Source organism: Mycobacterium sp., assembly GCF_039583805.1.
Lineage (GTDB): Bacteria > Actinomycetota > Actinomycetes > Mycobacteriales > Mycobacteriaceae > Mycobacterium.
The window spans coordinates 1-8289 of the sequence record NZ_JAVKSH010000014.1 but is presented as its reverse complement, the minus strand read 5'-3'; the positions used below and the strand labels follow the sequence as shown (position 1 = coordinate 8289).

At 71.7% G+C, this 8289-nt stretch carries 6 protein-coding genes and 1 pseudogene; all 7 read right to left on the bottom strand.

What is annotated here, in order from left to right; all coding sequences use genetic code 11:
- Nucleotides 1-135: 135 nt before the first annotated feature.
- Nucleotides 136-339 (bottom strand): annotated as a pseudogene (locus tag ABDW21_RS03150) (hypothetical protein); the annotation flags it as partial.
- Between the two features lie 3 nt (nt 340-342).
- Entirely contained in the window at nt 343-708 is a 366-nt protein-coding gene (locus tag ABDW21_RS03145; RefSeq protein ID WP_343602257.1) for a DUF2784 domain-containing protein, read from the bottom strand.
- Nucleotides 709-711: 3 nt separating this feature from the next.
- Nucleotides 712-1251, bottom strand: coding sequence for a gluconokinase (locus ABDW21_RS03140; protein ID WP_343602255.1), 540 nt, complete (start codon nt 1249-1251; stop codon nt 712-714).
- Entirely contained in the window at nt 1224-3215 is a 1992-nt protein-coding gene (locus ABDW21_RS03135; RefSeq protein ID WP_343710042.1) for a phosphotransferase, read from the bottom strand. Before ABDW21_RS03135 ends, ABDW21_RS03140 begins: the two co-directional genes overlap by 28 nt.
- A gap of 21 nt (nt 3216-3236) precedes the next feature.
- Nucleotides 3237-4742, bottom strand: coding sequence for a carboxylesterase/lipase family protein (locus tag ABDW21_RS03130; RefSeq protein WP_343710041.1), 1506 nt, complete (start codon nt 4740-4742; stop codon nt 3237-3239).
- A 92-nt stretch (nt 4743-4834) separates the two neighbouring features.
- Nucleotides 4835-7456, bottom strand: a complete 2622-nt coding sequence (locus ABDW21_RS03125) for an NAD-dependent epimerase/dehydratase family protein (protein ID WP_343710040.1) — start codon at nt 7454-7456, stop codon at nt 4835-4837.
- A 2-nt stretch (nt 7457-7458) separates the two neighbouring features.
- Nucleotides 7459-8289 (bottom strand): beta-ketoacyl reductase (locus ABDW21_RS03120; RefSeq protein WP_343603096.1); only part of this gene is annotated, 831 nt, incomplete at its 5' end.

Here is an 8289-nt window from a genome sequence, read left to right as displayed (position 1 = left end):
GGCCTCAGACCCGGCGCATTCACCGTCCAGCGGAGTTCCCGTAGTAGTGGAAAATCAGCCGCAGAGACGATCCGCACGGTCGTGTCAGGGTAACGGGTACGCGTCCGCACGACCAAAGACGCCGACATGCCCCACCTATCCTGCGCGTCCTGCGCGTCCTGCGCGTCCTGCGCGTCCTGCGCGTCCTGCGCGGATCTCGTCCTCGCCGTAGGTGCGACCACTCGCCACGTCGTCTTCCGCCCGGGCGATCGACTCGCCGATGGCGGGCTGTGAGAGCCATTACCGCGTCTCGTGGAGAGATTCCCGCTCGTCGGCCCCGACCAGAACCGCCGCCGGCCCGGTTCAGGTGGCACGACGCCGCTCCCGGCCCCGCCATGCGTACAGCGCCCAGGACGCGGCCACCACCGCGAACACCACGGCCTGCACTCCGCCCGCCCAGCGGGCGGGATAGAGCACCCCGGTGAGGTAGTGGGCGATGAACCCCTCCGGCGGCAGCGGCGCCATCCCGCCGTGCCGGCGCGCCCACCGTTCCAGCCAGGTCAGCGGACAGTCGAGGTGTCCGACAGTGATCGCGATCCCCCACAGCACCGCGGGCACGTGACACCAGATGGTGCGACGCCAGCGCGCGGCGATGAACCCGCCGACGACGAGGTAGGCGATGAACGCGAAGTGCAGCGTCACCGCCAGCGCCGCCACGAGCGGGTACATCGCTCACTCGGCCCCGCCGGCGCGGCGGCGCCCCGTCACGGTGTCGACGACGGTGCCGACGATCGCGCCGACACTGGCGCCGACGTCGACGACGACACCGTCCTCGTCGGGACCCAGCGGCTCCAGGTCTTCCACCTGCGACGCCAGCAGCGCGGCCGGCATGAAGTGGCCCGTCCGGCCGGCTTGCCGGCCGGCGATCAGCTCCGGCGAGCCGCTCAGGTGCACGAACAGGGTGCCGGGCTGGTGGCGGCGCAGCTGGTCGCGGTATTTTCGCTTGAGCGCCGAGCAGCTCAGCACGCCGCCGTCACTGTGGCGTGCCAGCCACTCCCCGGCCGCCTCCAGCCACGGGTAGCGGTCGTCGTCGGTAAGTGGTTGCCCAGCAACCATTTTCGCGATGTTGGACTGCGGATGCAGGTCGTCGGCGTCGGCGAACGGCACCCCGAGGCGCCGGGCGAGGGCCGCACCCACCGTGGATTTCCCGGAGCCGGACACTCCCATCACCACGATCGGCGGAATCACCGCGTGCCGGCGTTGCGGTTCCATTCCAGCCAGCCCACACCGGTGCGGCCGTCGGCGGTTCTGACGGTGCCCCAGGCCCGCGGGAACCGGCTCACCCGCCCGTCGGTGGCAACCAACCGCAATGGAGCGTGGCCGCGCATCTCGACGGTCGCGGTGAGGGCGCCCGGATTCACGCTGAGCGTCGCGCTCGTCGGTAATCCGTTGTCGGCGAACTCGTCCCGGGAACCGACCAGGTCCAGTTCAGTGAGCGTGCCGTCGCCGGCCTGCAGGTAGCCGATGCTGACGGCGGGCGCTCCGGGGATGCGGATGTCCACGCCGTGCAGGTGGGTCCCGTCGTCGAGGTGCAGCGCACTCCACATCCAGTCCATGCCCCACCAATCCCGCACGCCCCACGAGTGGTCGCGCTGTCCTGGTGTCGCGTTCACCGGGTACGCGGCGCCTCCGACGGTGACGCTGCCCGAGACCGTGCACGGGATCTCGTAGCGGGTGACCACCCGATACCGGTACGGCGTGCCGTCGGTGGTCCACGTCAGATCCATGCCGACCTCGACCGGCGTCCCGGGTTCCCCCCGCAACAGCGCCGCCGGGTCGGCGTAGGACTGCCCCGTCCCCTGCAGGACAATGCGATACGTCTGCAGCGGCGCCTGCGCGGAGTGGGTGAAGCCGACGGTGGCGGTGCGCAGTTCCCAAGGATCGGCCGGCGGCGGGGCGTCGAAATCGACGACGGCGACGGTCGGCATCTGCGGCCCGCAGAGCACGGCGTGCAGCCATGCACTGTGCTGGTTGGGAGTCAGGCCGATCCGCACCCAGCCGCCCAATCCTTGTGCGGCGTCGACGAAGTCGGCGTACCAGCTTTCGTTCCACAGCGGCTCGCCCGTCGGCGCGTGGGCGGATTCGTCGCCAGGCCCGGGACGCAGCGGCTCGGGTCTCGACGGCGCCGGCAGCGTCGTCAGCGCGTCGGTGTCCAGGACGTGGTCGCAGTGCCGTTGCAGCATCGTCATGAACATGGCGTCGCCCCGCTCGGTGCGCTCCACCAGCATCGACGACACGATGGACATCATCACCCCGAAGAAGCTCTGCCGGCGGACACCGTCGCGGACGTCGGCGAGGCTGATCGGCGTGTCCGGCCCGAGCGCCTCGTGGTAAGCACGCAGCAGGCCGTCGTGCTGTGCCCGGCGATCCGGCGTCGGCAGCGCGCAGCCCAGGAAGTACGCCAGATCGGTCATCGCCGAGCCCCAGGTGACCGTCTGCCAATCGACCACGGTCAGCCGACGGTCCGCGCCGGCGGCGCCGAACAGCATGTTGTCCAGCCGGTAGTCGCCGTGCACCAGGCCCTCGATGCCGTGGTCGGCGGCCAGGTGGGCGTCAAACGCCGCCACCAGCCGGTCACACACGGTGCGGCACGGCGGTGTGATCTGGTCGCCGTAGCGGTCGACGAAGCCGGCGTACAGCTGCGTGATCAGCGCCTGGTTGATCGGCGATTCGCGGGTGAGCCACGGCGCGTCGGCAAGGGTGGAGTCGCCGAGCAGCGGGGCCTGTAGGCGGGCCAGCTCGGTGACCGCGAGGCGGGCCTGTTCGACGGTGGCACCGCGGATTTCGTCACCGACGGCTGCCGGGTTCGCGTCGCCGAGCAGCACGTCGAAGACACCGGCCGCGGCGTCGACGGCGGCGTGGTAGCACGGCGCGACCGGCCCGGCCAGCCGCGGCGCGATGTCGCGGTAGAAGCGCACCTCACGCTCGTAGAGGCCCAGCCCGACGCCGGTCTGCCGGCTCACCGGGTCGCTGGCCGCGACCTTGAGCACCACCGAGGCCGGCCCGTCGCCCGCCTCGGCGTAAGTCAGCCGGACCCGATGGCACTCGCTCATCTGGCCGGTGCCGATGCGCTCGGTGCCGAAATCGGCGACGGTGCCGGCGCCGATCGCGGCGGTCAGCCATTCGGCGGTGAGGTCGGCGGGTCCCTCGAGGACGTGATCGGGTTGCGGGGTCATGGTGTGTCGTAGGCAATCACATCAGCGGGCCATCGAAAAGCCCCGCCATGCACTCCGGCGTTCGGCGTGCGGGTCGAACTCGACGCGGGACGTGCGGTCGAAGACCATCACGGCGCGGTCGGTGCCGGTGTAGGCGGGCCAGTCGTCGCCGGGAACGCCGGTGCGGCTGAACGACCGCCAGCGTCGTTGCACGTCGCTGCTGATCCGCAGCGCCGAACGCCGATCCGCCGCCGCGGTGAGCACCGCCCCGACTGTGCCGCGGTAGATGTCGAACACCGCCAGCAGTTCAGTGGCGTGCGTGGCGCCCAGACCCGACCAGCGCAGCATCGGGGGCGCGTAGTCGTAACGGTAGACATACGTGGGCGCGTAGCTGCCGTGCGCCTCGGCCATCTCCCACGCGGCCGCACCGAACGCGAAGTCGCCGCCCAGCCTGATGCAGGCCGAGCGGCTGGGATAACCCGGGTAGGCGGCGGTAATCCGTTCGCGCGCAGCGGGTTCCGCTTTTGCCAGCACCGCCTCCACCATGGGTCGGGTGGTGGGCAGCAGCGGCAGGAAACGGGTGAACAGCCTGCCCTCGTCGGCGGTGGTGCCGACGATCAGCGGAACCCGGTGTGCCGCACCGCGCCGCATCGCTTCGACGGGTTCCAGCGGCAGGCAGTCGTCGCCCGCGGTCGGGCCGACCGGGAAGGCGCCGAGCATGTCTTTGGCGCCCTCGTCGACGAGACGGCGCTGCGCTGCCACCAGCTCGGCCACCGGGGCCCGCATCAACACGCCGGCCGCGTCCTGCGGACTCACCCCGAGCAGCTCGGCGAACCGCGCCGCGAACTGCGCGGCGAGCGCCCGGGAACGCGCCATACCGGTCGCGGGGCTCTCCGAAATCGCCCGGGCGAAAAGCCCTCGCGCCGTCGGCGTCGCGAGCAGCGCGGCGACCGCGTGCGCTCCGGCGCTCTGGCCGAACAGGGTGACGTTGTCCGGGTCGCCGCCGAACTGGGCGATGTTGTCGCGAACCCAGCGCAGCGCCATCACCAGGTCACGCAGAAACAAGTTGCCGTCGATGGTGATGTCCGGTGTCGACAGCGACGACAGATCCAGGCAGCCCAGCGCGCCGAGCCGATAGTTGACCGACACGTACACGCAGCCGCGACGGGCCAGCGCCGCTCCGTCGTACAGCGGGGTGGCCGAACTGCCCAGGATGTATCCGCCGCCGTGCACGAAGACCATCACCGGCAGCGCCTCGCGGCCGGATGCATGCGGTGTCACCACGTTGAGGGTGAGGCAGTCCTCGCTCATGGGTTGGTACTTCCCGACGCCGATCATCGTGTAGCGGCGTTCTTGCGGGGCACACGCGGTGAACCGGTGACAGGGCCGCACCCCCGACCACGGCTCGGCCGGCTGCGGCGCCCGGAACCGCAGCGCACCCACCGGCGGGCGGGCGTAGGGAATCGACCGCCAGCGGCGCACGCCGTCGCGGCTGAACCCTTCGACGACGCCGGCAGCAGTGATGACACGGACGGTGCGCTTGTGCATCACCTGACGTTAGCGAACCCACGCACCGCCTTCGCGGGAGGTGCGCGGAATCGCCGCGCGGCCGTTCGCCCGGCGCCATGCCGGGCTCCGCGTCATCGCACGGTGTTCTCGACTTCGTCCGCGCCGCCGCTGATTTCGGCGTCGGTCAGCAGGTGGATCTCGCCGGTGCCGCCGTCGACCTCGACGAGGGCGCCCGGCGCCAGCCGCCGGGTGGCGCCCTGGGCGTCGACAACGCAGGGGATGCCGAATTCCCGCGCGACCACGGCGGCGTGCGACATCGGGCCGCCGAGCTCGGTGACCACCGCGGCGGCGTGGGAGAAGGCGACGGTATAGCCGACGTCGGTGACCACCGCGACTAGGACCTCCCCGGGCTCCAGCTCGTCGATGGTCTCCGGCCTGACGACACGGACCCGGCCGCGAACCCGGCCGCCGCACACACCGAGGCCGCGCAGGGTCTCTCCGGCGGTCAGCACCGCCGCGAGCGCGGTGACCGGCTGCCAGCTGCCGCTGAACATCGGTGGCGGAACCACGCCGCGCAGTCGTTGCCGTTCGGCGCGGCGCCCGGCCACGACGTCGCGGACGCGGGCGGGCAGCGCGTCGAGTTCGTCGACGAGCAGGTAGAACACGTCGTCGGGGCGTGCCAGAGCGCCGGATTCGGCGAGGCGGCGGCCGTATTCGCGCAGCAGACCGCGCAGCAGCCAGATGGCGCGGACCATTCTGTCGCGGCGCTCTTCCCGGTCGCGCAGCTGGCGCGCGGCCAGCGCTGCGACGGCGCGGGCCTGCGGCGGGATGGGCGGCCGGTGCGGCTGCGGCCTCGACGGCGCCGTCAGCGATTTCGCGACCATCGCCACCAGCAGGTCGGGGTTGTCGGCGTAGCTGGCGGAGGACATCTCGACTTCGGCGGGTCCGCGATGTCCGATCAGCGCCAACTCGGAGAGCACCGCGGCGTGAAACGCCGGTGCGCGTTCGGCCAGCACGTCGAGGGGCTGACCCGGCTCGGCGAGCAGGCCCACGACATCCGGATCACGTTGTGCCGCAACCGCAAGCCGATACACCGCCGCCAGTGGCCGCGCGCTGATCAGGTCCGGCCCGGCGGGCGGCGCGATCTGGCGGCCGGTCAGCCCGCGCAGGATCACGCTGTAGGCGGCGGACAGCATGAACGACGCGGCGGCCAGCACCCAGCCGTGCACCACGTGGTCGCGCGCCAGCAGAATCAGGCTCAGCAGCCGTCGGTCGTCCAGCGCTGCGGTGTCGTCGCCGGCCAGGCGTTCGAGGCGGTCGACGTCGGCGACGTAGCGCCGGGTATCCGAGCCGCAGCCCACGCTCAGGCCCACCAGGTTGACGCCGAACACTCCGGCGTTGCGGAGGGTGCGCAATTGCCTTGGCAGGCCGCGTGATTCACGCAGTAGCCGGTGTTCGCCGAAGACCGGCAGGGCCGCCACGCTCGGGCCGAAGAACTGGCTGTCGGCGACGACGCTCGCGGGGTCGACGAACGGCACCGCCTCGGCCATGAAATGTCCGGCGGTGATGCCGCCGTAGAGCCGGTGCGCGAACACACCGACGGTACGGGTCGCGATTTCCCGCTGGATCAGCCCGCCCGGCCGCAACCGCTCGGCGATGGTCACGCCGCCGGCGCGCAAACCGCGCACGGCGACCGACGCCGACGACGGCGAGAACGGTCCGGGCAGCGCCTCGGACAGGTTGGTGGCCACAAACGTCGGGAAGCGCGGGTCGATCGGGGTGTCGAACTCGCCGTTGCCGCCGTCGGGCCCGGCGAGCCGGGGAACCGTGCCGTCCGGGGCGGGCGCGTCGACCGCGGGAACCTGCTGAACATGGGTCAGCCGCCACGGCAGCGACACCAGCCGCCGGCCCAGCGCGACACGCCCACGCACCGCCAGGGCGACGTCGTCCACGCACTCCTCGCCGCGCCAGGACGGGGTGAATCGCCAATCGTTCTGCAGCCGTGCGATGTCCATCGTCGGGGCGCTCAGCAGCGCCGCCAACCGCCGATTCGCCGCCGGGACCGTCGGCCGGCCCAACGTGGCCGCGAGCGCGGCGAACGTCGGCTCGCCCGGCGCGGCCAGGTTGACCGGCCCACTGCCCATCCCGGTGTCGAGGATCGCGCGCAGGAACATCCGGTGCACGTCGTCGGTGTGCACCACTTGCAGGGTGCGACCAGCGATTCCGTCGGGCAGGAACGGGGACGCCAGCAGCCGGCGCACCCGGTTGTCGATGTCGCGGCCCAGGATGACCGCGCAGCGGAGCGCCACCCATTCGGCCCCGCAGGCGGCCAGCAGCTCTTCGGCGCGCACCTTGTCGCGGCCCTCGTCCGAAACCGGTTGCAGTGGATCGTCTTCGGTCACCGGTGGGCGGGCGGCCCGGTGGGCGCCGTAGACGTGGGCTGACGAGGGAAACACGATGCGCCGGGTGCCCGCCGTCGCCATGGCGTCGAGCACGGTGGCTGTGCCGCCGACGTTGACGTGGTGACGCGCCGGGTCGTCGGCCCACGCGCAGTGGGCGACGACGTCGGCGCCGACGACGGCGCGCCGTACCACTGCGGCGTCGCGAATGTCACCCGGCACGAACGTTGCTGCGCTGGGCCAGCTTTCGGTCCGGTGCCGGGCGACGCCGACGACCTCGTGACCGGCAGCGAGCAGCCGCCCCACGATGCCGCGACCGACGACGCCGCTTGCTCCGGTGACGACGATCCGCATGGCTAGTCGTCGTCGAGGAGCACCGCGTTGACCAGATCGTCGAGATCCATCTCCGCGATGTCCTTCTCCCTGGCCGGGGCGGTTCCCGTGCCGGGGTTCTCGTTGGCGAGGCTGAGCAGCAGATCCAAGACCCCGGCCTGGCGGAGCCGTTTGACCGGGATGGACGCCACGACGCGCTGGATCTCCGCCTCCCCCGGCGCCGGCTTGTCGGCGGTCTGGCCGGCGGCGAGCAGTTCCTGGCGGAAGTATCCGGCCAGCGCCGCCGAGTTGGGGTAGTCGAAGATGAGGGTGGGTGACAGCGCCAGCCCGGTGGCGGCTTTGAGCCGGTTACGCATCTCCACCGCGGTCAGCGAGTCAAAGCCCAACTCCTGGAACGCCTTGTCCGGGTCGATCGCCTCCGGTGTGACGGTGCCCAGCACGGTCGCGATGTGTGAGCGCACCAGGTCCAGCAGCAGCGCATGCTGCTCGTCCTCGGACAGCCCTGCCAGGCGTTGCGCCAGAGCGGATTTCGACTTGGCGGCGGCCAGCGAGTCGTCGACCTGACGGCGCGCCGGCGCGTTGATGAGATCGACGAACATCGGCGGCAGCGTCCCGCCGTCGAATTTGACACGCAACGCTTTGACGTCGATGTGGGCCGGCAGCACGAACGGCTGGTCGACAGCCAGTGCGGTGTCGAGCAACTGGAGTGCCTCGGTCGAGGGCATGGCCACGACGCCGTCGCGGGCGAACCTCGCGAAGTCGACGGTGTCGAGTCGCCCGGTCATGTCGCTGGCTTGGTCCCACAGACCCCAGCCCAGCGAGACCGCCGGCAACCCCTGCGCCCGCCGATGCAC